Source organism: Pseudomonas sp. StFLB209 (assembly GCF_000829415.1).
Lineage (GTDB): Bacteria > Pseudomonadota > Gammaproteobacteria > Pseudomonadales > Pseudomonadaceae > Aquipseudomonas.
In genome coordinates this window covers 2,804,249-2,825,961 of record NZ_AP014637.1, presented here as the reverse complement: position 1 = coordinate 2,825,961, position 21,713 = coordinate 2,804,249, and the positions used below count along the sequence as shown (strand labels likewise).

The 21,713-nt window shown below is 60.5% G+C and carries 19 protein-coding genes; 11 read left to right on the top strand and 8 right to left on the bottom strand.

All coding sequences use genetic code 11. From position 1 onward, the window contains the following. Positions 1-80 precede the first annotated feature (80 nt). Complete coding sequence (locus PSCI_RS12740; protein WP_045487213.1) at positions 81-839, top strand: response regulator; 759 nt, start codon at positions 81-83, stop codon at positions 837-839. A 29-nt stretch (positions 840-868) separates the two neighbouring features. Then, complete coding sequence (locus PSCI_RS12735) at positions 869-2,209, top strand: ATP-binding protein (protein WP_045487210.1); 1,341 nt, start codon at positions 869-871, stop codon at positions 2,207-2,209. Positions 2,210-2,301: 92 nt separating this feature from the next. Here PSCI_RS12735 and PSCI_RS12730 read toward each other — a convergent pair whose 3' ends face one another. The 4 genes from PSCI_RS12730 to mpl all read right to left on the bottom strand — a co-directional run bounded on the left by PSCI_RS12730 (position 2,302) and on the right by mpl (position 6,655). Continuing rightward, entirely contained in the window at positions 2,302-4,281 is a 1,980-nt protein-coding gene (locus tag PSCI_RS12730) for a TonB-dependent receptor domain-containing protein (protein WP_045487207.1), read from the bottom strand. Between the two features lie 106 nt (positions 4,282-4,387). Further along, complete coding sequence (locus PSCI_RS12725) at positions 4,388-4,672, bottom strand: YceK/YidQ family lipoprotein (RefSeq protein ID WP_045487204.1); 285 nt, start codon at positions 4,670-4,672, stop codon at positions 4,388-4,390. After that, a complete protein-coding gene (ubiX, locus tag PSCI_RS12720; RefSeq protein ID WP_045487201.1) occupies positions 4,665-5,294 on the bottom strand; it encodes a flavin prenyltransferase UbiX in 630 nt (209 codons plus the stop codon). Before ubiX ends, PSCI_RS12725 begins: the two co-directional genes overlap by 8 nt. Then, a complete protein-coding gene (mpl, locus tag PSCI_RS12715; RefSeq protein WP_045494209.1) occupies positions 5,291-6,655 on the bottom strand; it encodes a UDP-N-acetylmuramate:L-alanyl-gamma-D-glutamyl-meso-diaminopimelate ligase in 1,365 nt (454 codons plus the stop codon). Before mpl ends, ubiX begins: the two co-directional genes overlap by 4 nt. 198 nt (positions 6,656-6,853) lie before the next feature. Between mpl and exaC the strand changes: the two genes are divergently transcribed. The 9 genes from exaC to PSCI_RS12670 all read left to right on the top strand — a co-directional run bounded on the left by exaC (position 6,854) and on the right by PSCI_RS12670 (position 16,816). Continuing rightward, complete coding sequence (gene exaC, locus PSCI_RS12710; RefSeq protein WP_045487198.1) at positions 6,854-8,374, top strand: acetaldehyde dehydrogenase ExaC; 1,521 nt, start codon at positions 6,854-6,856, stop codon at positions 8,372-8,374. 210 nt (positions 8,375-8,584) lie between these two features. Then, positions 8,585-9,043, top strand: a complete 459-nt coding sequence (locus PSCI_RS12705; RefSeq protein WP_045487195.1) for a GNAT family N-acetyltransferase — start codon at positions 8,585-8,587, stop codon at positions 9,041-9,043. Between the two features lie 191 nt (positions 9,044-9,234). Next, positions 9,235-9,882, top strand: coding sequence for a DedA family protein (locus PSCI_RS12700; protein ID WP_045487192.1), 648 nt, complete (start codon positions 9,235-9,237; stop codon positions 9,880-9,882). 4 nt (positions 9,883-9,886) lie between these two features. Next, positions 9,887-10,729, top strand: a complete 843-nt coding sequence (locus PSCI_RS12695) for a zinc-dependent peptidase (protein WP_045487189.1) — start codon at positions 9,887-9,889, stop codon at positions 10,727-10,729. A gap of 279 nt (positions 10,730-11,008) precedes the next feature. After that, entirely contained in the window at positions 11,009-11,536 is a 528-nt protein-coding gene (gene ppa / locus PSCI_RS12690; protein ID WP_045487186.1) for an inorganic diphosphatase, read from the top strand. A gap of 303 nt (positions 11,537-11,839) precedes the next feature. After that, the gene (locus PSCI_RS12685; RefSeq protein WP_045487183.1) at positions 11,840-12,550 is read left to right on the top strand and encodes a LexA family transcriptional regulator; all 711 of its coding nucleotides are present in this window, start codon (positions 11,840-11,842) and stop codon (positions 12,548-12,550) included. Between the two features lie 331 nt (positions 12,551-12,881). After that, positions 12,882-13,388: a sigma-70 family RNA polymerase sigma factor gene (locus tag PSCI_RS12680; RefSeq protein WP_045487180.1), complete on the top strand. Its 507-nt coding sequence runs from the start codon at positions 12,882-12,884 to the stop codon at positions 13,386-13,388. Next, a complete protein-coding gene (locus tag PSCI_RS12675; RefSeq protein WP_045487178.1) occupies positions 13,388-14,326 on the top strand; it encodes a FecR domain-containing protein in 939 nt (312 codons plus the stop codon). The genes PSCI_RS12680 and PSCI_RS12675 overlap by 1 nt, the downstream gene beginning before the upstream one ends. 75 nt (positions 14,327-14,401) lie before the next feature. Then, positions 14,402-16,816, top strand: a complete 2,415-nt coding sequence (locus tag PSCI_RS12670; protein ID WP_045487175.1) for a TonB-dependent receptor — start codon at positions 14,402-14,404, stop codon at positions 16,814-16,816. Between the two features lie 240 nt (positions 16,817-17,056). On the opposite strand, the gene PSCI_RS12665 is transcribed toward PSCI_RS12670, so the two are convergent. The 4 genes from PSCI_RS12665 to PSCI_RS12650 form a co-directional block, all read right to left on the bottom strand. Continuing rightward, positions 17,057-18,118 carry an RNA-guided endonuclease InsQ/TnpB family protein gene (locus PSCI_RS12665; RefSeq protein WP_045487173.1) on the bottom strand — a complete coding sequence of 354 codons (1,062 nt, stop codon included), beginning with the start codon at positions 18,116-18,118 and terminating at the stop codon, positions 17,057-17,059. Positions 18,119-18,437: 319 nt separating this feature from the next. Next, complete coding sequence (locus PSCI_RS12660) at positions 18,438-18,782, bottom strand: type II toxin-antitoxin system RelE/ParE family toxin (protein WP_045487171.1); 345 nt, start codon at positions 18,780-18,782, stop codon at positions 18,438-18,440. Beyond that, entirely contained in the window at positions 18,779-19,018 is a 240-nt protein-coding gene (locus PSCI_RS12655) for a ribbon-helix-helix domain-containing protein (RefSeq protein ID WP_045494206.1), read from the bottom strand. Before PSCI_RS12655 ends, PSCI_RS12660 begins: the two co-directional genes overlap by 4 nt. A gap of 315 nt (positions 19,019-19,333) precedes the next feature. Beyond that, the gene (locus PSCI_RS12650; protein WP_045487169.1) at positions 19,334-21,538 is read right to left on the bottom strand and encodes an OsmC domain/YcaO domain-containing protein; all 2,205 of its coding nucleotides are present in this window, start codon (positions 21,536-21,538) and stop codon (positions 19,334-19,336) included. Positions 21,539-21,713 lie beyond the last annotated feature (175 nt).

Below are 21,713 nucleotides of genomic sequence, written 5' to 3'. Positions count from 1 at the left end.
GTCGGGCGATTGGGTAGAATGCGTCTCGCTAATGAGAATCATCACCAAATCTACTTTCCGTAGCTGCCCCAGGTCTCTCGATGAACACTGCTGTCCCCCTCACCCGGCCCGCGCCCCGCATTCTGGTCGTCGATGACCATCGCAAGATCCGCGACCCTCTGGCGGTGTATCTGCGTCGTCATCAGTTTGAGGTACGTACTGCCGAGGACGCTGCGGGCATGTGGCAGTTGCTCCAGCAGCAGTCGTTCGATGTCGTCGTGCTGGACGTGATGCTGCCCGATGGCGATGGTTTCGAGCTGTGCCAGCGGCTGCATCGGCGCGATAACATCCCGGTGATTCTGTTGACCGCCCGCGACACCAGCGCCGACCGGATTCGCGGCCTGGACATCGGTGCCGATGATTATGTGACCAAGCCGTTCGAGCCGCGCGAGCTGGTCGCACGAATCAACAGCCTGTTGCGCCGTCGCGGCAGCACTGCGGCCATACCCAGTGCTGCACCTGCCGGTCATGACACCCAGCGGCACGAGTTTGCCGGCATGAGCTTTACCGCCAGCACTGGCACGCTGTTGCGCGCCGATGGCACGGCGGTACGCCTGAGTACAGTAGAGAGCCGTCTGCTCGGCGTGTTTCTCGCCCACCCCAATCAGGTGCTGAGCCGCCAGCGGCTGATCGACCTGACCACCCGCCCGAACCACGAAGTGTTTGATCGCGCCATTGACCGACAGATCAGCCGCCTGCGCCGCAAACTAAACGATAACCCTGCCGTTCCTGAATTGCTGCGCACCATCTGGGGCGACGGTTACCTGCTGGCCGCCAGCGTCACGACGCACTGCACATGAAATGGCTGCGGCGTTTGTGGCCACGGCGGATGGCCCATCAACTGGGCCTGCAGCTGCTGCTGGCGCTGCTGGCCTGCAATGCAATTGCCATGCTCTACCTGCAACGCACCGGCGCGTTGCTGCACCCGCTGTCGCGCACCCTGGCGCTGGAACGGCTGATCACCGCCTATCATGCGGCCGAGGGCCTGACGCCCGAAGACGCCTCGCACTTGCTGGCGGCCATGCAAACCCATGAAGCGCATTTCTGGGTCGCCAGTAAAGCGGTGGCCGATACCCACGACATGCGCCCCGAAGAACAGCGGCTGATCGCCGACCTGCGCCAGCGCATGCCGCTGCCCGACAGCGTGCGGATCGGCATGCAACTGGAACGCACCAGCGGCGCCAATGCCCGCGAATGGGTGTTCAGCGGCGCCGGCTGGGCGCCTTTACGGCTGCGTACCAGCATCGACCTGCCCAACGGCGGCTACCTCAATGCCATACAGCACCCCACGGGCAGTTACGAATGGACCCGCATTCTTAGCTACAGCCTGCCGGTCACCACCCTGCCGGTGCTACTGATCGTGTTCTTCTTCATGCGCCGGGTGGTGCAACCGGTCAATAACCTGGCCCAGGCCACCGAACGGGTCAGCCGCGGCGAATGGATCGCGCCACTGCCCTTGCAGGGTCCGCAGGAAGCCCGTGACCTGACCCACGCCTTTAATGTCATGCAAGAACGTATCGCCCGACATGTAGAAGGCCGCACCCGAATGCTGGCGGCGATCAGTCATGACCTCAATACGCCGATCACCGAATTGCGCCTGCAAATTGAACTGCTCGACGACGACCCTGCCCGCGACGACATGCTGGAAAGTCTCGATGAGTTGCAGGCCATGGTCCGCGAAACCCTGAACTTCGTGCGCGGCGATGCGGTGCAGGAAGACACGGTGCGGATGTCATTGAGCGATCTGCTTGACGATCTGGCCCGCCGCTACGCCAGCATGGGGCAGGCCATCGGCTGGCAGCGCGGCGCGGAGATTGTCTGCCATTGTCGGCCGCTGGCGCTCAAACGCGCGCTGACCAACCTGATCGACAATGCCTTGCGCCATGCCGGCGATGCGCATCTCAGTGCCTGGACAGCCGGCGGCGAGATCATCGTGCAAGTGCTGGATCACGGGCCGGGCATCGAACAGGCCTGGCTGAGCCAGGTGTTCGAGCCGTTCGTGCAGCTTGGTCAGAGAAACTCAGACCATAGCCAGGGCGGCGGGTTGGGCCTGGGGCTGGCGATTGCCCGCGCCTGCATCCAGGCCCATGGCGGCGAGTTGATCCTGGAGAATCGCCCGCCCGCCGGGTTGTGCGCGGTGGTGCGGCTGCCAGAGGCCTGCATTCCGTAGGAGCTGCTTCAGCAGCGAAGGGCGAAGAATGCCTTCGCAGCTAAAGCTGCTCCTACAGACAGAAGCCCGGGGTTTGCCGGGCGATCCATCAATCAGAACCGCACAGTAGTGCTCGCCCACAAGGTCCGGCCATAGTTGACGGTGCCGTAGGTTTCGTCATCCAGGCGTTTGTCAGCGACGTTCTGCAAGGCCGCGTTGAAGCTCAGGTTCTTGCTGAACTCGAACGAGCCGCCGATATCGCCGGTGGTGTAGGCCGGCGCCGCTTCTTCGGTCAGGGTGGTGCCGTATTCCTTGCCGTAGTAGTTCACAGCCGCATACACGCTCAGCCGGTCGTTGAGCTGCCAGTCGGCGCGCACGTTGGCCTTGCGCTCCGGGGTCAGCGCCAGTGGTGCCCCGGCGTTGGCACCGCTCTTCTGCTCGGAGTCGGTGTAGGTGAAGTTGGCCTTGAGCGCCACGCTGTCAGTCACATCCCAGCGGCCGTTCAGTTCCAGCCCCTGAATCACCGCCTTGTCGACGTTGACGCGCTCCATGATCAGGTAGCCGTTCCAGCGCTCGGTGGTGGTGACCGTCGAGAGCTTGTCTTGGAAGTCGTTGTAGAACACCGTGGCGCCGGCCGACAGGTTGTCGCGGTTCGACCACAGCGCCGACAGCTCATAGTTGGTGCTGGTTTCGGGTTTCAGGTCCGGGTTGCCGAGCATCGCCCAGGTGTTACGGCGCAATACAGCGTAGTCCTGAATCACCGCACGCAGCTCAGGCGCCTTGAAGCCCCGCGACACACCGCCTTTGAAGGTCCATTCATCGGTGGCATTCCACACCCCGTAGACCCGCGGGCTGAAGTGCACGCCATACTGCTCGTGGTGGTCCATGCGCAGGCCGGTGGTCAGGGTGAAGGCATCGGTGACCGACCATTCGTTTTCAGCGAACAGCGCTTTTTGCACCACCGAATACTCGTAGTTGCGGCGGTCGTTCAGGCCCTGGTTCCAGTCGGTGACGGTGCTGTCGTTCCACTGGGTGCCGACCGTGGTGATGTTGTGCTCGGTAGGGATCACCAGCTTGGCGTCGAATACGGTGTTTTCCACGGTCGGCTTGCGGCCCAGCACGTCGCTCTGGCTGGCGCTGGCCAGCCCTTCGCGGCTGGATTTCTCATAGGCCAGCGACACGTCCGAAGTCGCCCAGCCCCAACGGCCCTGATGCGAGATCGACCAGTGATCACGGTTGTTTTCCTGCTCGCGGGTCGACCAGTTGGCACTCAGGCCGTCACCGTTCTTCAAACGAGTGGCACCGGCCTCAAGCAGGATATCGTGGTCGGCATTCGGAGTGATCGCCAGGCGCGCGGTCAGGTCCTTGTGGTCGGCCTTGCTGAAACCGTTGGTGATTTCGACGTCATCGTCAGCCTGACGGTCCAGATAACGCCCCCAGACCTGCAAGCCCAGCAACTTGTCCATGATCGGGCCGCTGAGGAAGAACTGAGTCTGCCGGGCATTGCCCTGGTCGCTGTGCTGGCGTGCCGAGTAATCGTAGGTGAGCGAGCCGGTCCATTCAGGGGTGACCTTGCGGGTAATGATGTTGATCACCCCGCCGATGGCGTCCGAGCCATACAGCGACGACATCGGGCCACGCACCACTTCGATCCGCTCGATGGCCTCGGCCGGCGGGATGAAGCTCTGCTCATACCCACGGTTGCCGTTGACCCGCGACTCGCGGGCGCTCTGGCGCTTGCCATCGACCAGAATCAGGGTGTAGTCGGCAGGCATGCCACGGATCGAAATATCGGTCTCGTTGGCGCTGCCGTTGACCGTCACGCCTTCCACATCACGCAGCGCGTCGGTCAGGTCATGGAAGGACTTCTTGCGCAGCTCGTCGCCGGTAATCACGGTGATCGACGCCGGAGCCTGCTCCACGGTCTGCTCATAACCCGCCGCCGTGACCACTACATCTTCCAGCGAAATCACGCTGGCCGTCTCGACTGCTTCCTGAATCTGCTCTTGGGCGAAGACTTGGCCGCTGACCAGCGTGGCCAGGGCGAATTGCATCATTACAGCCGAAGGCCGCAGACGGAATGGAGAAGGCATGGGCGTTCCTACGATTCAGGGGAGGTAAAAGAGAATCGTATGCATCTGCACTCAGGAAGGTTGGACAAGATGTGACAAGTGCTGCGGTGCGCCTCCCCCCTGCCGGCTACCAGCCGCCGCTGGCCTCGGACCCTACCCCCAACGCGGTCAGCAATGACAGCGGCAGCAACAGGGTGTCGAACAGCGCGCTGGCCGGCAGGTCCAGGGCCGGATAGCGCGGTGCTTCAGTGCCGAAACGCTCTTGGGCACAGCAGCCGCCCTGCAGCGCGTACAGGTCCAGGCGGGTGCCGGCATACACCAGCGGCGCGCCTGGCTGAGCGGCATTCAAGGTATTGACCGTGGCGCAGCCGCTCAGACCGAGCAGCAACACCACCAAGGCCAGCTTACTCATCACTGCCCATATGATGCTCGCCCCAGCGTGGCAACATGTCTTGCGGGATATTGAGCAGGTTGAGAATCCGCGCCACCACAAAATCCACCAGATCATCAATGGTCTGCGGCTGGTGATAGAAGCCCGGCGAAGCCGGCAGAATCACCGCGCCCATGTTCGACAGCTTGAGCATGTTTTCCAGATGAATGCTGGAATACGGCGCTTCACGAGGCACCAGGATCAGCTGGCGGCGCTCTTTGAGGGTTACGTCAGCGGCGCGCTCGATCAGGTTATTGCAGGCGCCAGTGGCAATCGCCGACAGGGTGCCGGTTGAACACGGCACCACCACCATCGCGCTGGGCGAGCCAGACCCCGAGGCCACCGGCGACATCCAGTCATCGCGGCCATACACCCGAACCTGCCCGGCTTCGGCACCGGTGTACTCGGTGAGGAAGGCTTGCATCATCGCCGGCTTTGGCGGCAGGCGCACGTCGGTCTCGGTGGCCATCACCAGTTGCGCGGCCTTGGAGATCAGAAAGTGCACCTCGCGGTCTTCACGCACCAGGCAATCAAGCAGGCGTAGCGCGTACTGCGCCCCGGAGGCGCCGGTCACCGCAACGGTGATGCGCTCCGGGCCGCTCATTGCAGCGGCTCCTGTTGCAGCGCTTCGGCCAGTTTGCCGTGCAGGCCGCCGAACCCGCCGTTGCTCATGATCACCACATGGGTTCCGGACTGGGCCTGGCTTTTAACCCGCGCAATGATCGCTTCGAGCGAATCGCAGACCACCGCCGGCACCGTGCATTCAGCCGCCGTAGTGCCCAGATCCCAGCCCAGATTCGGCGGCGCATACCAGACCACCTGGTCGGCCTGCTGCACGCTGTCTGGCAGACCATCGCGGTGCGCGCCGAGCTTCATGGAGTTGGAGCGTGGCTCAATGACCGCGATGATCGGCGCATCACCGACCTTTTTGCGCAAACCGTCCAGGGTGGTGGCAATCGCAGTCGGGTGGTGGGCGAAGTCATCGTAGATCGTAATGCCCTGAACCTCGGCCACCACTTCCATGCGCCGTTTGACACTCTTGAAGGCGCTCAGCGCCTGTACACCCAGAGCAGGCACCACCCCGACGTGGCGGGCGGCAGCCAGAGTGGCAAGGGCGTTGGCGACGTTGTGCTGACCGGTCAGCGGCCAGTCGACCACGCCTTGTACCTGGCCTTCGAACACCACCTCAAAGCGCGAACCGTCTTCGCTGAGCAAACGCGCCTGCCATTGACCGCCCTCGCCAGTGGTCTGCACCGGGGTCCAGCAGCCCATCTGCACCACGCGCTGCAAAGCCGTCTCGGTGGTCGGGTGAATGACCAGCCCTTCACTGGGGATAATCCGGACCAGATGGTGGAACTGTCGCTCGATGGCGGCCAGGTCCGGGAAGATGTCCGCATGATCGAACTCAAGGTTATTGAGAATCGCGGTGCGCGGGCGGTAATGGACGAACTTGGAGCGCTTGTCGAAGAACGCGCTGTCGTACTCGTCGGCCTCGACCACGAAGAACGGCGTATCGCCGAGCCGCGCCGAAACCGTGAAATTCTGCGGGATGCCACCGATCAAAAAGCCTGGCGCCATGCCAGCGTGTTCCAGCACCCAGGCCAGCATGCTGCTGGTGGTGGTCTTGCCATGGGTGCCGGCCACGGCCAGTACCCAGCGGCCCTGCAGCACGTGATCGGCCAGCCATTGCGGGCCTGAGACGTACGGCAGGCCGCGATTGAGCACGTATTCCACCGCCGGGTTGCCCCGCGACAGCGCATTGCCGATGACCACCAGATCCGGCGCCGGGTCGAGCTGCTGCGGGTCGTAACCTTGGGTCAGTTCGATGCCCTGTGCCTGCAACTGGGTGCTCATCGGCGGATAGACGTTGGCGTCGGAGCCGGTCACCCGATGCCCCAGCTCCTTGGCCAGAACCGCCAGCGAGCCCATGAACGTACCGCAGATACCAAGAATATGAATATGCATGACCACCTCGAAAATCCTTCGCGCAGGGTAGCCCAGAGGCCGTGAAATCGCACCCGCTGTTTATTGGCCTGTTCGACCAGATCTACGTCTGAAGTTCAGCCTACAGAACAGGGGTTTATGGCCTACGCTTGTGGACTGCACGAATGAAAAGCTCAGACGATAGTCACAAAAAAGAACTTCCACTCAAGAGGCAACACCATGCGTTACGCTCATCCCGGTACCGAAGGCGCCATCGTCAGCTACAAGGAGCGCTATGGTAACTACATCGGCGGCGAGTTCGTCGCCCCGGTCAAGGGTCAGTACTTCACCACCACTTCGCCGGTCAATGGCCAGCCAATTGCCGAATTTCCCCGCTCCACGGCCGAAGATGTCGACAAGGCCCTGGACGCCGCCCATGCCGCCAGCGAAGCCTGGGGCAAGACCAGCGCCCAGGCCCGCGCCCTGGTGCTGCTGAAGATCGCCGACCGGATCGAAGCCAACCTGGAAACCTTGGCCCTCACCGAGACCTGGGACAACGGCAAGGCCATCCGCGAAACCCTCAACGCCGACATTCCGCTGGCTGCCGATCATTTCCGCTACTTCGCCGGCGCGCTGCGCGCTCAGGAAGGCAGCGCTGCCGAGATCGACGCCGGAACCGTGGCCTATCACATCCACGAGCCGCTGGGCGTGGTCGGACAGATCATCCCGTGGAATTTCCCGATCCTCATGGCTGCCTGGAAACTCGCGCCGGCGCTGGCCGCCGGTAATGCCGTGGTGCTCAAGCCCGCCGAACAGACCCCGCTGGGCATTACGGTGCTGGTCGAGCTGATTGGCGACTTGCTGCCGCCGGGCGTACTCAACATCGTCCAGGGCTTTGGCCGCGAAGCCGGTGAAGCGCTGGCCAGCAGCAAGCGCATCGCCAAGATTGCCTTTACCGGTTCGACCCCGGTGGGCTCACACATCATGAAACTGGCCGCCGAGAACATCATCCCGTCGACCGTGGAGCTGGGCGGCAAATCGCCGAACATCTTCTTCGAAGACATCATGAATGCCGAACCGCAATTCATCGAGAAGGCCGCCGAAGGCCTGGTGCTGGCGTTCTTCAACCAGGGCGAAGTCTGCACCTGCCCGTCCCGCGCCCTGATTCAGGAGTCGATCTACCCGCAGTTCATCGACGCTGTGTTGAAGAAGATCAAGCAGATCAAGCGCGGCGACCCGCTGGACACCGAGACCATGGTTGGCGCCCAGGCCTCGCAGCAGCAGTTCGACAAGATCCTCTCCTACCTCGACATCGCTCAGGAAGAAGGCGCCGAGCTGCTGACCGGCGGCAAGGTCGAAGCCCTGCAAGGCGATCTGGCCAGCGGCTATTACATTCAGCCGACCCTGCTCAAAGGCACCAATAAAATGCGCGTGTTCCAGGAAGAGATCTTCGGCCCGGTGGTCAGCATCACCACCTTCAAGGACGAAGCCGAAGCGCTGGCGATTGCCAACGACACCGAATTCGGCCTCGGCGCCGGGGTCTGGACCCGCGACATCAACCGTGCCTGGCGCATGGGCCGCGGTATCAAGGCCGGTCGGGTCTGGACCAACTGCTACCACCTTTACCCGGCGCACGCCGCGTTCGGCGGTTATAAAAAGTCCGGTGTAGGCCGGGAAACCCACAAGATGATGCTCGACCACTATCAGCAGACCAAAAACCTGCTGGTCAGTTATGACATCAATCCGCTAGGGTTCTTCTGAGCACTGAATCCTTAAGGCACCCGCCGTAGGAGCTGCCGGGCGGCGATCCGCTTTAGCAGCGAAGGCTTCGTAGTCAAGAAGGCTTCGCAGCTGAAGCTGCTCCTACACGGGATCTGCCCTCCCACCGCTTTAGATTGCACTTTCTAAAGCGAGACGGCAGCATCGAACCCTCACCTGCGCAACAGCCCATCATGAAGTTGAGGCCCACCCATGCAGATCATCAAAGCCACGCTGGAACATCTGGACCTGCTGACGCCGCTGTTCGTGAAATATCGCGAATTTTACGGCGAGCTGCCCTTCCCGGACTCTTCCCGGGACTTTCTTGAAAAACGCCTGAGCCGTGATGAGTCAGTCATCTTTCTTGCCGTAGCCAAAGACGACGAACGAAAGATTCTTGGTTTCTGCCAGCTTTACCCCAGTTTTTCTTCCCTGTCGCTCAAGCGCGTGTGGATCCTCAATGACATCTATGTCGCAGAAGATGCACGCCGCCAGTTGGTCGCCGACCATCTGATGAAACACGCCAAGAAGATGGCCAAGGAGACTCAGGCCGTGCGTATGCGGGTCTCGACCAGTATCGATAACGAGGTTGCCCATCGGGTCTATGAGTCGATCGGCTTCAAGGAAGACACCCAGTTCAAGAACTACGTTCTGCCCATCAGCGACAGCTGACAGCAGCGGTGGGCTGCGAACAGATCGCAGCCTGACCGGCCCGCTGCCGGAGCGCCTGCATCAATCTGTAACCTGTCGCCACACCCTCTCACACCCCATCCAGCAGTTCTGGCTCTATAATGCCGCGCGTCTGTCGTCGCCCGCGCTATAGACATCGGCTGTAAAACCACGCTGATTGACCAGGTACTCCAATGGATTTCAACCCGTTAGACCTTATTCTGCACCTCGATGCTTACCTTGAGTTACTGGTGGCCAACTATGGTCCCTGGATCTACGCGATTCTGTTCCTGGTGATTTTCTGCGAGACAGGGCTGGTGATTTTCCCGTTCCTGCCCGGCGATTCGCTGCTGTTCATCGCCGGCGCCGTGGCCGCTGGCGGCGGTATGGACCCGGTGCTACTGGGCGGTCTGCTGATGCTGGCGGCGATCATGGGCGACAGCACCAACTACGTCATAGGCCGAACCATGGGGGAAAAACTGTTCACCAACCCCAATTCGAAGATCTTCCGTCAGGACTATCTGGCCAAAACCCACCTGTTCTATGAGCGGCATGGCGGCAAGACCGTGACCATGGCGCGCTTCCTGCCGATCTTTCGCACTTTTGCTCCGTTCGTCGCCGGCGTGGCGCACATGCCTTATCTGCGCTTCTTCGGTTTCAGCGTACTGGGTTCGATTATCTGGGTCGGCAGCCTGGTCACTCTGGGCTATTACTTCGGCAATGTGCCGTTCATCAAGAAACACCTGACGCTGGGCGTGCTGGTCATCATCCTGCTGTCGCTGCTGCCGATGATCATTGGCCTGTTGCGCACCCGCTTCAGCCGCTCGGCGGACGCCCGCTGAGCCCATGTGGTCATTCGGCAAATGGCGCCGGGCACGCACCCTCAAGCGCAACCCGGTGCCAGACGCGCTCTGGCAGCGGGTGCTGGAGCGCCTGCCGATCCTTGACGGGCTGGGCGACGAGCAACTCGCCTGGCTGCGTGACGCCTGTGTACTGTTCCTGCAAGACAAACACCTCACCACCCTGCCCGGCGTGACCCTGGACGACGAACAGCGCCTGCTGCTGGCCGCCCAGGCGCAATTGCCGTTGCTCAATCTGGGCGAGCTGAACTGGTATCAGGGTTTTCATGAACTGGTGATCTATCCCGACGACTTCCTCAGCCCGCAGCGTTATCGCGACAGCAGCGGCGTGGAACACCAGTACGACGGTGAGCACAGCGGCGAAGCCTGGTATCAGGGCCCGGTGATTTTCGCCTGGGCCGGCGTTGCGTCCAGCGGCGGCTGGGAAGCCTATAACCTGGTGATCCACGAACTGGCGCACAAGCTCGACATGCTCAACGGCGACGCCAACGGTCTGCCGCCACTGCACAGTGACATGCGCGTCAGCGCCTGGGCCAGCGCCATGCAGGGTGCCTTTGACGACATGAACCGCCAACTGGATGCCGATCCAGACTGCGAAACCGCCATCGACCCCTACGCAGCGGAAAACCCGGCCGAGTTCTTTGCCGTCACCAGCGAATACTTTTTCAGCGGTCCGGACCTGCTGCACGAGGCATATCCCGAGGTGTATGAACAACTGAAGCTGTTCTACCGCCAGGACCCACTGGCGCGCCTGCAACAGCTGCAACGTGATGACCCGGCCTACCAGCAAGTTGATGCTCACGAGGCCGTCGAGAACCCGGCCGGCTAATAACCGGGCGTGCTTCTACGTCTAATGGATAGATGCCCGGTGCGTGGCAAGCCCTCGGGAATATGCCTATAATCCGGGCCACTTTTTGGCGGTTAGCGCCAATAAGGTACCTCTGAAAACGTAGGCGAGGCAGTCAGCGCAAAGCGAAAACAGGCGAGAAAGCGGAGTTTACGAGTTGTAAATGAGCATTTTGAGCCTGTTTTCAACGCAGCGATGGCAACGCAGGTAGTTTTTAGAGGTGCCCGATAACTGTCTGTTAAACCACGGGGACATAGTCCAATGAGCTACAGCAAGATTCCGGCTGGCAAAGACGTGCCAAACGACATCTACGTCGCGATCGAGATCCCGGCCAACCACGCGCCGATCAAATACGAAATCGACAAGGACTCCGACACCCTGTTCGTTGACCGTTTCATGGCCACCCCGATGTTCTACCCGGCCAACTACGGTTTCATCCCTAACACCCTGGCTGACGACGGCGACCCGCTGGACGTACTGGTCGTGACCCCTTACCCGGTCGCCCCAGGTTCGGTAATCCGCGCCCGTCCCGTTGGCATCCTGCACATGACCGACGACGGCGGCGGCGATGCCAAAGTCATCGCAGTGCCTCACGACAAGCTGAGCCAGCTGTATGTTGACGTGAAGGAATACACTGACCTGCCAGCCCTGCTGCTGGAGCAGATCAAGCACTTCTTCGAGAACTACAAAGACCTCGAAAAAGGCAAGTGGGTCAAGATCGAAGGCTGGGGCAACGCTGACGCGGCCCGCGCCGAGATCAGCAAGTCGGTTGCCGCCTTCAAAGGCTGATACCGCTGCACCCTGTGCGAAGCGCCTGCCCGGGCGCTTCGGCACTAACCCTCCAAGCGTTTCAGGCGCTTGAGCATGTTTAAAAATTACGTTTACACATCCCCCCGATTAAACGCTGAACACCCCGCCCTCCATCGCACTCCATTCTGCCGCCGGGTTTAGCAAGCCATATCAGGCTTGAGAAATGCCCTACAAGCGCTCAGAGCCTGCGTAGGTACACTCATCACCCGCCACAAGACGCACTGCGCATTTGAACGCTTCGTTCATTTAAACGCGCTCGCTGCGCTCGTACACTCAATGCCCATGAATACATCAGGTGATCGACTACGTACCCTTCTGCGCGAGTGCCATCTCTCCGCCACGGACTTCGCCGCCAACCGCCGGGTCACGCCGCAGCACGTGAACAACTGGTTCAAACGCGGCATTCCCATGGCACGCCTGGACGAAGTGGCCGAACTGCTCAGCGTCTCGCCACGCTGGCTGCGCACCGGCGAAGGCCCCAAACACCCCACAGAGCCTGCCAACGAGGGTGATGGCGGCGAGCCAACGCCCGGCCCGGCACCCGCCAGCCTGGCGGATGTGGAAATACAGGTGTTCCAACAGGCCGAAGCCGGCCAGCACGTACTGAGTGAAGTCGCTGGCCGCAAGATTCGTCTGCCGCGCCATACCCTGGATGAACTGAACATTCACCCCAAAGACGCCATGTGCCTGAGCATGAACGGCAACAGCATGGCCGACCGTCTGCACAACGGCTCGCTACTGGGCATCGACCGCAACACCACCCAGGTCATCGACGGTGAGATGTACGCCCTGGAGCACGGCGGCCTGCTACGCATCCGCTACCTGTACCGCCTGCCCAACGGCGGCCTGCGCTTGCGTAGCCACAACAACCACGAATACCCGGACGAATCATTCAACGCCGAACAGATTCACCAGCAAGGCATCCGCGTACTGGGCTGGGTGTTCTGGTGGTCAACCCTCAACCAGCGAAAAAATCCTCCGGCCGCCAGCTGAATCGCTACGTCCAGGCATGTTGCAAAGCATTTCAAGGCTGGGCAGCCGCGCTCAATCCCGGTATCCTGTGCGCCACTTACGGCAATGGTGGCTCACACGGTTGCCTGGCGGCACACTCCACACGAGCGTGTTGCACTCCAGACTCGCATTCCTCGCGAATGCACCTTTTGCAGGCGGCTGCGGTTTACCAAAAATAAGCCAAAGTCGCCAACGAGAAGCCGGCCACAAGCCGGCTTTTTAATGCCCGCTGAAAAGCCGTCACCACCCCGGCCCCACATTGATATAAGAATCATTACCAATTATCATCGCGACTTCTTTCGGGAGGCGGGTCGTGAGCGCGGATCGTATAGGGCTTCTGTATGCGCAGCACCATAGCTGGCTGACCGGTTGGCTTTATCGCCGATTAGGCTGCAACAGCCAGGCGGCCGACCTTGCTCAGGATACGTTCCTGCGTATTCTCACCTCCCAGCACACAACCGGTGAAAACCTGACCCTGGATCGTCCCCGCGCCTATCTGGCAACGGTGGGTCGGCGGCTGGTTTGTGATTATTTCCGCCGTCAGTCACTGGAGCGCGCTTATCTCGATATGCTCGCGGCGATGCCCGAGGCTTTTGCCCTGTCGCCGCAGGAGCAATGGCAGATGCGCGAGACGCTGTTGCAGCTCGATGCACTGCTCGATGGTATGAAGCCGGTGGTACGGGCGGTATTTCTGTTGGCGCAGATTGACGGCCTGACCTACGTGCAGATCGCCCGCCAGCTGGGCATTGGTGAGCGCACCGTCAAACGCCATATGGCCAGTGCCTTCGAAGCCTGCATTCTCTGCGATATCGGCTTGTAATGGCCGCATCAGCCCCGATCAGCCCAGATGTCGCACGCCAGGCCGCGCGCTGGCTGGTGCTCATGCACGAGCAGCCGCTCAGTGCCGCGCAGCAGCAAGCCTGTATGCGCTGGCGCACCAGTGACCCTGAGCATGAACGCGCCTGGCAACGCGTGCAGCATGTGCAACAACAGCTCGGCGGCCTGCCACCCGACATTGCCATGGGCACGCTCAACCGTGAACGACGCAAGGCTTTGAAGGCGCTGTTGGTGTTTGCCGCCATTGCACCGGCAAGTTACTTCGGTTATCGCTTTGGCAGCGGGCAAGGCTGGATGGCCGACTACCGGACGGCCACAGGCGAGCGGCGACAGCTGACACTTGCCGATGGCAGTGTGGTCGACCTGAATACTGACAGTGCCATCGACGTAAACTTCGATGCCGGGCAACGGCTGATCCGCCTGGTGCGCGGCGAGATCCTGATCAGTACCGGCATTGACGTTGCCGGGCGGCCCCTGCGCGTGGCCTGCGCTGAGGGAGTCATGGAACCGCTGGGTACCCGGTTCAGTGTCCACCAGCTCAGTGGCGTCACCCGGCTCGCAGTGCTGCAAGGCCGGGTCAAGGCCAGCCCGGTGCAGGGGCCATCGCAGGTGGTGCAAGCAGGAGAGCAAGTGTCTTTCAGCGCCAGCGCCTTCGGCCCTGTAAGCCCGGCCAGCGAACTGGCTACCCGCTGGACACAAGGCCAACTGGTGGCCGAGAACTTGCCGCTGCGCGACTTCCTTCAAGAGCTGAGCCGTTATCGTGCCGGTCGGCTGTACTGTGACGATAGCGTGGCGGACTTGCGTATCAGTGGCGGCTTTCAGCTCGACAATATCGACGCCATTCTTGCCGCACTGCCGACCACGCTCCCGGTCGCCGTGAACTACCGAACCCGTTATTGGGTGAGCGTCAGCAAAGCATGATTGTTTTTGGCCCGTTTTTTCGCGCCGCACGTCCTTGTCAGTAACTCTGTCATTACCCCAAGGACATTTTGCTCCATGACCCACTCCAGTACTCCGCGAGCAGCCCTGCGCAACACGCTTGCTGTGTCATTGCTGACACTTGCCCTGGCTGGCCAGCCAATGCGCGCGCAGGCAGACGAGGCCGTTGCTCACTACAACATCCAGGCCGCCAGCCTGAGCCAGGCGCTGACCGCCTTCAGTTCGCAGGCGAAAATCTCCGTGCAGTTCGCTCCGGCACTGGCCCAAGGGTTGAGCTCCCCCGGATTGCAAGGCGACTACAACACTGAGCAAGGCCTGGCTGCGCTGCTGGCGGGTTCTGGTCTTGGCGCGGTGCGCTTGGGAGACCGGGTGTATGGGCTGGTCAGAATCAGTGCCGATGCAGGCTCAGTGACGCTGCCGGATGTGGCTATCACCGGCAACCGCTTCTCTGCCGATGGCTCGCAAGCCGCAGGTTATGTGAGCGAAAACGTCAGCACTGTCGGTGCGCTGGGCGGCATGAAGCTGCAGGACACGCCCTACTCCATGAGCGTGACGTCCCAGGCACTGCTCAAGAACCTGCAGGCCACCTCGACAGACGATGTGTTCAAACGCAATCCCTTCGCCCAGCTGTACTCGCCCAAGTCAGCAGGCTACGCCAGTGCCATTACCATTCGTGGTTTCGGCGGCTCTTCGAGCCTGAACATCGCCAACGACGGTCTGCGCTTCAGCACCCTGGCCGATGTCGGCAATTTCATCGAAGACACCGAGCAACTGGAAGTGGTAACGGGGCTTACCGGCTTCCTGTATGGCCCCGCATCGCCCGGCGGGCTGGCCAACTATGTGCTCAAGCGGCCGACCTATGAGCGTTACAACAGCGTCACGCTCGGCAACGCAGGTGGCGAGAATTACTACCTGCACGGCGACTTCGGCGGCCCGCTCGACACTGAGGGCAAGTTTGCCTACCGCCTCAACGTGCTGACCCAGGATGGCGAAACCGCAATTGACCTGCAGAAGCGTCGCCGGCAGATGGTCAGTCTGGCACTGGACTGGAATGTCAGCGACGACCTGCTGGTGCAGCTCGACGCCTCGCACAAGAAAAGCCAGACCCGCGGCCTGACTAGCTATTGGTATTTCGCCAACGAAGCCTACCGCCCCGGCGCAACGTCACTGGACACCGACAAGCTGTATAGCCAGAAGTGGGCGTTCACTGACAACGAAACCGACAAACTGGGCGTGCGGGCCAAATGGCGCCTGAATGACACCTTCAGCGTGCGGGCCGCCGTGGCTGCGCAGCAGTACACTCAGGAGTACACCTACACCGGCCCGCAAGTCGATGCACCCGGCATGTACACCCAGCCACTGTATGCCTTTGCGCCCCTGGAAACCCAGGAGTACTCAGGCTATCTGTTCCTCGACTCGCAGTTCGCCACCGGCCCGCTCGATCACAAGCTGACGCTGGGCTATCAGGGCAATAGCGCACGCACGCTGATGTACACCGATCATACCCCGCCCCAGCAACAGCGCTCGGTGACCGGCCCGGCCATATCGCTCAATGAGTTACCGCAGGTCAGCAAGCCTGGTTACTACATCGGCCACGGCAGCCAGCACACCTCCAGCACCAGCGACACCCACAACCTGTTGATCGGCGACATCATCACTTTCAACGAACAGTGGTCGACCATCCTTGGCGCCACCCACACGCAGATCAACACCTACACCAACAACTTCGCCACCTCCGCGAACCCCACCAAAACCGAATATGACAAGAGCCTGACCTCACCGAGCGTATCGCTGATCTACAAGCCAGCGCCCTGGCTGACAACTTATGCCACCTACATCGAAGGCCTGCAAAGTGGCGGCATCGCACCGTCCAACGCACTCAATGCCGGCACCGCACTGGCGCCGCAGATCAGCGAACAGTTCGAGGTCGGAGCCAAGGCCAGCTTCGGTGACACGCTGGTGACGCTGGCGCTGTTCAACATTGAAAAGCCCAACGCTTACCGGAACGCGGCACGCCTTTTCGTGCAGGATGGCCTGCAGGAAAACAATGGCCTGGAATTCGGAGTAACCGGCAAGCTCAGCCCGCAACTGACGATTGTCAGCGGCTTTACCCTGCTCGATGCAGAAGTGAAAAAGGGCGCGACGGCGGCGAACAATGGCAACTCGCCGATCAACGTCGCCAAACAGTTGGCCAAGATCTACGCCGAATATGACATTGCCTCCGTGCCAGGCTTTGCTGTGACCGGCGGCGCCTTCTATACCGGCAAGCAGTATGCCGACGAAGCCAACAACTACACCCTGCCGTCCTTCACCACCTTCGATGCCGGTGCCCGTTACCGCCTGCCGCTGGGCGATAACACGCTGACCCTGCGAGCCAACCTGAGCAACCTGACCGACAAGAAGTACTGGCTCAACACCAGCTATCTGGGCGACCCGCGTACCCTCGCCTTCTCTGCGCAACTGGAGTTCTGATAAACCGCCAATGAGGATCGACAAGGCGAGAGTACATTCATGCCACTGCTCGCCTTGAGTTGATTGCTACTGATTGGCTGCTCCGGCCAGCCCCGCCTCAAGCTCGGCAATGCTCGGCAAATGGCGCCCCAGGTTTTCCGGCAGGTCGCGCAGCAACTGGTATTCGGCAACCAGACGGTTCTGCTGCCCTTGAGCTGGGCCAGCCAGTCGCTGTAGCCCTCAGTTGACATCCTCCCCGCCCTAAAGGGCGGGGATTCCCACAATTGGACGCTCATGCCCGAGCGCGAGAATGTTCTTGGCGGCGTTGACGTCGCGGTCGTGGGTGGCACCACACCCACAACAAGTCCATTCCCTTATTCCAAGCCCTGCGATACCTCTCGGCCTCGAGTCCGGCAATTGCTTGCAGCTCGAACAGGTTTGGGTGGTGTTTCTCTCGCTAACAACCTTGAAAACCGTGCCTGCGTGATCGCATTTGTATTCCAGCATGGTTTTCAATTGACCCCAGCCGGCGTCCAGCACCGACTTGGCCATCCTGGTTTTCGCGAGTTTCAGTGAGTTCACATCGCCCACCACAATGACGCCACAACGCGCTACCAGCGCGTTGCTGAACTTATGCAGGGCATCCTTGCGGCGGTTCGCAATCTTGGCGTGAATCGCCCGCACACGGGCCTTCTTGCCGGCCCGCTGGGCCGTGCCCAGGGCTCTTTCCAGATCCCGGTAGAACCTACCGCTTTCAAGGCGATCACCGTCGCTGCAGGTGGCCGTGGTTTTCAGTCCGAGGTCGATCCCCACTGCATCCTGGCCTGGCGATAACTGGCGGTCGACCTCGACCACGACGTTGAAATACCAGCGTCCTCGGCTGTCCTCGTTGAAGCTACCGGATCTGAATTTAAAGCCCGCCAGGCCGTAGCTGTCCCAGACCTTGAAGGGCTGTTTGTTGAAGACGACCTGGCCGTTTTTCCAGACAGCAGCGCCGACCTTGAAGGGCAGCCAACCCAGACTGCGCCGAGCGCCGCCCGAGCAGCGCCAGCGGAGCTGGCGCTTTTTGAACTGCTTGCGCCGTGTGACATATTCGTCGGCAATAGCCTGCACCGATTGGCTGTGCAGTCCCAGGTCTTTGCCGGCCCCGTTGGTGTACTTGTGAATGTCGAACGCCGACAGAAAACGACCACGCTCACGAATCGAGCGACGGCTCAACTCGTTTACGTAGTTCCACACAAAATTCACAGCACGAGAAGCTTCACGCAGCTGCGCTGCGTGCTTGTCTCGCACTCGAATCTTGAGGGTTTTGGTCGCTTTCATTTCAGTCATGAAACACAGGATGGGGCGGTTTTATGGATGTTAACCCCTATGACCGCTTCGCGGTGGCGCTTTCATCCCCCACCTGAAGGAAGGGGCTTTTCGCGCCAGCTTGGTAACCCGCTCATCTGCCCGCTCATAGTCCGCCACTGCCATCATTGCCATAGGAAGCGGCCAGTCTAACCAGCGGTTAGCGGGTGAGCTCTGGCACCCGGCAAGCCAACGATGTGGCTTACAGGGACGCGCGTTGTCAGAAAGGTCTGATGTTCAGTCAACCCGATAGAGGCTACGTCTCCAGACCGGGATAGTAGTTCTTGGCCTTTCAAGACAACTGGAAATCTGGCCCGCAAAAGCGCTCCATCACCCGTTCAGGGATATCATACCGGCCATGTAAAACGCGCCATACATCAATATGATCTTCGCGCTCCATATAAAAGACCAGGTAGGGATAACGTCTCAACGGCCAGCACGACAGGCCAGGAATGCTCAACTCATGGGCATAACGGGATATACCCGACGCTGGATGACTACTGAGGCAAGCGTAAGCCTTTTCCAACGCATCAATAAAGCCAAGCGCGGCCTGTTCAGCCTGCTCGGCCAGGTAATAGTCGATAATCTCTTCTATATCCTTGTTGGCCAAGATCCTCGGAATGACAGCCTTGGTCATCCCGGTCGGCCCTCACGCACTTTGGCACGCAAAGACTCAAAGTAAGCAGCGTCAACGGCAGTACCAGATTCCGATCTGGCACCTTCCAGCAGCAGTCCACGCAACTGTTGCCTTGCCTGGTCCGAGCGAATCAGCTCACGAACGTACTCACTACTGGTGCTGTAACCGCGCTGAATGACCTGCTCATCGACATAAGCCTTCAGGGCATCGGGTAGCGAAATATTCATGGTACTCATAGCTTCGCCCACTCTTGGCAAATTTTGCCAAAGTATATACCTGTGCCTGAACCTGACCACCTCGCCTTGATAGCCAATACCAAGATGAGAGTCGTCTTGCAGTCTGGTTGTGACAGCGGTCGCTTTGAGCTGGGCCAGCCAGCCGCTGTAATTCTCAGGAAATCCTGCCATCTGTCCGCTCACTGTGCCGCCCCTGCCATCGTCGTTGTGGGAAGCGGCCAGTCTAATCAGCGGTTAGCAGTCGAGATCTGACACCCGGCAAGCCAACGATGTGGCTTACCGGGACACGCGTTGTCAGAAAGGTCTGATTTTCAGTCAGCCTGCCAGGCCGGCGGCTTTGGCCCGTGCGGCATGCAGTTTTTTGTAGCTGTCGACCAGCCGCTGGTGACGCTCGAGGCCTTCGAGCTTCGTGCTGGTCGGGGTCAGGCCGTAGAAGCGCACGCTGCCTTGAAGCGATCCGAGCACCGCATCCATACGCTCGTTGCCGAACATACGGCGGAAGTTGACTTCGTAGTCGGCCAGTTCCAGTTCGTTGTCCAGTTCAACTTCCAGCGCCACGTTCACCGCCTGGTAGAACAGGCCGCGCTCGACGGTGTTGTCGTTGTACTGCAGGAACATTTCGACCTGTTCCTTGGCTTCTTCGAAACGCTGCAGCGCCAGGTTGATCAGCAGCTTGAGTTCCAGAATGGTCAACTGCCCCCAGGCGGTGTTGTCGTCGAACTCGATACCGATCAGCGTGGTGATGTCGCTGTACTCGTCCAGTTCGCTTTCGGTCAGGCGCTGTACCAGATCTTCCAGTTGCTCCTGTTCGAGGCTGTGCAGGTTGAGGATGTCTTCGCGAAAGAACAGCGCCTTGTTGGTGTTGTCCCAGATCAGGTCGTCTACCGGGTAGATTTCCGAGTAACCCGGCACCAGGATGCGACAGGCGGTGGCGCCGAGGTCGTCATACACCGCCATGTACACTTCCTTGTCGAGGTCGGCAAGGATGCCGAACAGGGTCGCGGCTTCCTGGGCGTTGGAGTCTTCGCCCTGGCCTGAGAAGTCCCACTCGACGAACTCAAAGTCAGACCTGGCGCTGAAGAAACGCCACGACACCACACCGCTGGAGTCGATGAAGTGCTCAACGAAATTGTTTGGCTCCATCAGCGCCTGGCTTTCGAAGGTCGGCTGCGGCAGGTCGTTCAGACCTTCGAAGCTGCGGCCTTGCAGCAGTTCGGTCAGGCTGCGCTCCAGCGCCACCTCGAAGCTTGGGTGCGCGCCGAACGAGGCGAACACGCCGCCGGTACGCGGGTTCATCAGGGTCACACACATCACCGGGAATTCACCGCCCAGCGAGGCATCCTTGACCAGCACCGGGAAGCCTTGTTCTTCCAGGCCCTGAATACCGGCGACGATGGCCGGGTACTTGGCCAGGACATCCTGCGGCACGTCCGGCAGCGCCAGCTCTCCTTCGAGGATTTCGCGCTTCACCGCCCGCTCGAAGATCTCCGACAGGCACTGCACCTGGGCTTCGGCCAGCGTGTTACCGGCGCTCATGCCGTTGCTGAGAAACAGGTTCTCGATCAGGTTGGAGGGGAAGTAGACCACCTCGCCATCGGACTGACGCACGAACGGCAGCGAGCAAATGCCACGTTCGATGTTGCCGGAGTTGGTGTCGTACAGGTGCGAACCGAGCAGCTCGCCATCGGGGTTGTAGATCTCGCGGCAATGCTCGTCGAGGATCTCTTTCGGCAAGGCGTCTTTGCGCCCCGGTTTGAACCACCGCTCGTTGGGGTAATGGACGAATTCGGCGTTGGCGATGTCCTCGCCCCAGAACTGGTCGTTGTAGAAGAAGTTGCAGTTCAGCCGTTCGATGAACTCGCCCAGTGCCGAGGCCAGGGCGCTTTCCTTGGTCGCGCCCTTGCCGTTGGTGAAACACATCGGCGAATGCGCGTCGCGCACGTGCAGCGACCAGACGTTGGGCACGATATTGCGCCACGAAGCGATCTCGATCTTCATTCCCAGGTCGGCGAGGATCCCCGACATATTGGCGATGGTCTGCTCCAGCGGCAGGTCCTTGCCAAGAATATAGGTGTTGGCACCCTCAGCAGTGCTGGGGATCAACAGCGCCTGGGCATCGGCGTCGAGGTTGTCGACTTCCTCGATGATGAACTCCGGACCTGCCTGCACGACCTTTTTCACCGTACAGCGATCGATGGAACGCAAAATGCCCAGACGGTCTTTTTCCGAGATATCGGCGGGCAGCTCGACCTGGATCTTGAAGATCTGGTTGTAACGATTCTCCGGGTCGACGATGTTGTTCTGCGACAGGCGGATGTTTTCGGTAGGAATGTCGCGGGTCTGGCAGTACAGCTTGACGAAATAAGCCGCGCACAAGGCCGACGATGCCAGGAAATAATCGAACGGCCCCGGTGCCGAACCGTCGCCTTTATAGCGGATCGGTTGGTCGGCGATGACCGTGAAGTCATCGAACTTGGCTTCAAGTCGAAGGTTATCGAGAAAGTTGACCTTGATTTCCATGCGGGACTACCAGAATTGCGAGCAGAATTGGCGGCCATTATCCGGGTTTTGCATGGCAGGTGTTGTGGTTTTGCTCAGTGAGGCACACCACAGTTATTCGCGTAGAAAACTGTAGCCTTGAAGCCACAGCCTGCCCGAGATCAAGATTACCTGATGCTCTAGAGCTACAAAACTG

Excerpts from the sequence above, each read along its gene's own strand:
- PSCI_RS12725 (WP_045487204.1), bottom strand. The coding sequence starts at position 4,672 with ATGAGTAAGCTGGCCTTGGTGGTGTTGCTGCTCGGTCTGAGCGGCTGC.
- PSCI_RS12705 (WP_045487195.1), top strand. The coding sequence starts at position 8,585 with ATGCAGATCATCAAAGCCACGCTGGAACATCTGGACCTGCTGACGCCG.
- PSCI_RS12730 (WP_045487207.1), bottom strand. The coding sequence starts at position 4,281 with ATGCCTTCTCCATTCCGTCTGCGGCCTTCGGCTGTAATGATGCAATTC.
- PSCI_RS12655 (WP_045494206.1), bottom strand. The coding sequence starts at position 19,018 with ATGAGTACCATGAATATTTCGCTACCCGATGCCCTGAAGGCTTATGTC.
- mpl (WP_045494209.1), bottom strand. The coding sequence starts at position 6,655 with ATGCATATTCATATTCTTGGTATCTGCGGTACGTTCATGGGCTCGCTG.
- PSCI_RS12695 (WP_045487189.1), top strand. The coding sequence starts at position 9,887 with ATGTGGTCATTCGGCAAATGGCGCCGGGCACGCACCCTCAAGCGCAAC.
- PSCI_RS12665 (WP_045487173.1), bottom strand. The coding sequence starts at position 18,118 with ATGAAAGCGACCAAAACCCTCAAGATTCGAGTGCGAGACAAGCACGCA.
- PSCI_RS12740 (WP_045487213.1), top strand. The coding sequence starts at position 81 with ATGAACACTGCTGTCCCCCTCACCCGGCCCGCGCCCCGCATTCTGGTC.
- ppa (WP_045487186.1), top strand. The coding sequence starts at position 11,009 with ATGAGCTACAGCAAGATTCCGGCTGGCAAAGACGTGCCAAACGACATC.
- PSCI_RS12675 (WP_045487178.1), top strand. The coding sequence starts at position 13,388 with ATGGCCGCATCAGCCCCGATCAGCCCAGATGTCGCACGCCAGGCCGCG.
- PSCI_RS12660 (WP_045487171.1), bottom strand. The coding sequence starts at position 18,782 with ATGACCAAGGCTGTCATTCCGAGGATCTTGGCCAACAAGGATATAGAA.
- PSCI_RS12650 (WP_045487169.1), bottom strand. The coding sequence starts at position 21,538 with ATGGAAATCAAGGTCAACTTTCTCGATAACCTTCGACTTGAAGCCAAG.
- PSCI_RS12735 (WP_045487210.1), top strand. The coding sequence starts at position 869 with ATGGCCCATCAACTGGGCCTGCAGCTGCTGCTGGCGCTGCTGGCCTGC.
- PSCI_RS12685 (WP_045487183.1), top strand. The coding sequence starts at position 11,840 with ATGAATACATCAGGTGATCGACTACGTACCCTTCTGCGCGAGTGCCAT.
- PSCI_RS12700 (WP_045487192.1), top strand. The coding sequence starts at position 9,235 with ATGGATTTCAACCCGTTAGACCTTATTCTGCACCTCGATGCTTACCTT.
- ubiX (WP_045487201.1), bottom strand. The coding sequence starts at position 5,294 with ATGAGCGGCCCGGAGCGCATCACCGTTGCGGTGACCGGCGCCTCCGGG.
- PSCI_RS12670 (WP_045487175.1), top strand. The coding sequence starts at position 14,402 with ATGACCCACTCCAGTACTCCGCGAGCAGCCCTGCGCAACACGCTTGCT.
- exaC (WP_045487198.1), top strand. The coding sequence starts at position 6,854 with ATGCGTTACGCTCATCCCGGTACCGAAGGCGCCATCGTCAGCTACAAG.